This is a genomic window from Mycobacterium sp., from assembly GCF_049281135.1.
Lineage (GTDB): Bacteria > Actinomycetota > Actinomycetes > Mycobacteriales > Mycobacteriaceae > Mycobacterium.
Window position 1 is genome coordinate 1 of the sequence record NZ_JBAPRN010000298.1, and the last position, 2,311, is coordinate 2,311.

A 2,311-nucleotide genomic window follows, 5' to 3' on the forward strand; every position below is an offset into this window, starting at 1 on the left:
GAACTGCACCATCTGAATGTTGCTGTCGCGCAGCGCGGTGACGAAGATCTGCAGGTTCTTGATGATGTCGACGATGTTGCCGCTGCCGTTCGCGATGGTCCGCGCCACCCCGGACAGTTGAGCCAGCGTCTGGCGCAACTTCTCGCCGTTATCACCCTGTAGCGCGTTGGCGGCACTGTCGATAAACCGGGATATCGACGGTGTCGACACCTTGGCATTCGGACCCAAATCCGTTGCCAACCGCATCAATTGGGATTTGACCTCGTCCCACTCCACCGGAACGGCCGTGCGTTCGACCGGTATGACCGCGCCGTCAGCCATGACCGGGCCGCTGGTCCGATAGGAGGGAGTGAGCTCAACGTAGCGGGCGGCCACCAAGTTCTGGGTGACGATAACCGCTTTCGCGTCCGCCGGAATAGGCAAGTCGTGGTCGACGTGCAAGGTCATCTTCGCCGTTGTGCCCTGCGGCTCAATGGATTTGATGGTGCCGACTTTCACACCCGAGACCCGAACCTGGTCGCCGGGATAGATCGCGGTGGCCGAGGTGAAATACGCGGTGATGGTCTTCGGGCCGAAAAAGATTTGTCGGACCACGAAGGCCGCACCGGCAACGAGAAGCGCCGCCAGGACTACCGCGGCGACAGTCGTGAGCCGGTTTCGTGGAAGCCGGGAGATCATTGCCCTCCCCCGATCCGTCCGCCCAACGTACAGCCAGGACACTCCGGAGCGCCGTTATACAGCTGCGGGACCAACGACCGCGGTACCGGCGACGGGAAGCCCGGACCCTTAGTGGTGTCGAAGGTGCGGAATCCCCAGAGGTAGTCGAGGAAGGGCTGGAAGATTTGCGGGACAAGGAAGTTCGGGACGAACGCCGAGTAGGCGTACATACTGGAGATAGCCTCGCCCACCGTGATCTCGAATTTTGCGAGGCCGGGTAACGCTTTCTCGACGTTGTCGCGGTTCTTTTCCAGCACCGAGGTCACCGAATTGAGCTTCTGCAGAGCGGGCGCCAACTTACTTTCGTTGTCGTGCACCAATCCGGACAGCTGCTTGGACACCGCCGACGTAGCCGCCAGCAGTTGAACGATCTCGTTCCGGCGCCCCGCCAAGACCTGCAGCAGATCGTCAGAGTTGAGAATGAGCTTGTTGACCTGTTGACTGCGTTCGGACAGGATCCCGGTGAGAGCGCTGGCACTCTTGAACAGGTCGGCCAGGCTTGTGTTGCGGGCGTTGAGGCTCTGCGAGAACCGGCTGACCGCGTCGAAGGTAGGTCCCAACTGGGGGGCGATCTGGTTGAGCGTTGCCGACAACGTGTCCAGTGATTGGTTCAAGGTCGCGGTGTTTGTCTGGTCGGCGTAGGCCGTGAAGTCACTGACCGCCTCCGTCAGCGAATACGGCGACGAGGTGCGGGAAATCGGGATGACATCCAACGGATGCATCGTTCCGCTGCCCGACGACTCCAGGGTCAGCACACGTTCACCCAGCAGAGTGCCGGTGCGAATGTGCGCGCTGGTGTCCTTGCCGAGTGGAACGCTGCCCTTCATCGTGAACGTGACCAGGGCATCGCCGTTGTGCAACGCCACATCCGACACCGTGCCGACTTTGATTCCGGACACCGTCACAGCGTTGCCGTTGGCAAGTCCGCCGGCTTCGGAAAACATCGCCTGGTAGCGGACGTCGGTCGCCAACGACACAATCCGATCGGGCGACAAGCCGACCAGGATGAGCATCGTGATCAGGACGGCGCCGATGAATCCGGCTTTGATCAGACCGGTTCCGCGGTATTTCAGCATCAGTGCTCCTCCGGTTCCGGTTCCTCGCAGCGCTGAGCATCGGACCTGAACCAGGGAGCTATCACGGTCTTGCCGGACAGATCGGTGCCACGGATCGTGATTTGGCACAGGAAGTATGGGATGGTGGCGCCGAAGACGCCGAGCCGGACCAGCTTGCGATAATTTCGGGGCGCCTTCTGAAGCGCGGCATCGAGGCGGTCCTTGTCTTCATCGAGGTTCGGGGCCAACCGGAAGAGCTGGTCCACGGTGGCCGACAGCGGTCGCCTTGTTCTGCCGAGCAAGTCCGCCAACGTGACGGTGCCGGTGCTCAACGAGTCGATGGCGGGACCGAAGGTGTCGCGGTCGTTGGCCAGTCCCGTAACCAGCCGCTGAAGGCGATCGATTGCCCCGGAGAATTGGCCGCCGTCCTTGTTCAGGGTTGCCGCCACGGTGTTGAGGTTCTCGATCAGATGCTGGATCGTTTGGTCGTTGTCGGCCAACGTGTTCGTGAGTGACGCCGACTTGTTCAGCAGCGATTG

Annotated in this window: 3 protein-coding genes; all 3 read right to left on the reverse strand. The window is 61.4% G+C overall.

The features are described from left to right. The coding region (locus WAN02_RS12105) for an MCE family protein (RefSeq protein WP_422264411.1) at positions 1–678 on the reverse strand (678 nt) is incomplete at its 3' end. Further along, the gene (locus WAN02_RS12110) at positions 675–1,793 is read right to left on the reverse strand and encodes an MCE family protein (RefSeq protein ID WP_422264412.1); all 1,119 of its coding nucleotides are present in this window, start codon (positions 1,791–1,793) and stop codon (positions 675–677) included. The genes WAN02_RS12110 and WAN02_RS12105, both read right to left, overlap by 4 nt. Continuing rightward, the coding region (locus WAN02_RS12115) for an MCE family protein (RefSeq protein WP_422264413.1) at positions 1,793–2,311 on the reverse strand (519 nt) is incomplete at its 5' end. The genes WAN02_RS12110 and WAN02_RS12115, both read right to left, overlap by 1 nt.

Excerpts from the sequence above, each read along its gene's own strand:
- WAN02_RS12110 (WP_422264412.1), bottom strand. The coding sequence starts at position 1,793 with ATGCTGAAATACCGCGGAACCGGTCTGATCAAAGCCGGATTCATCGGC.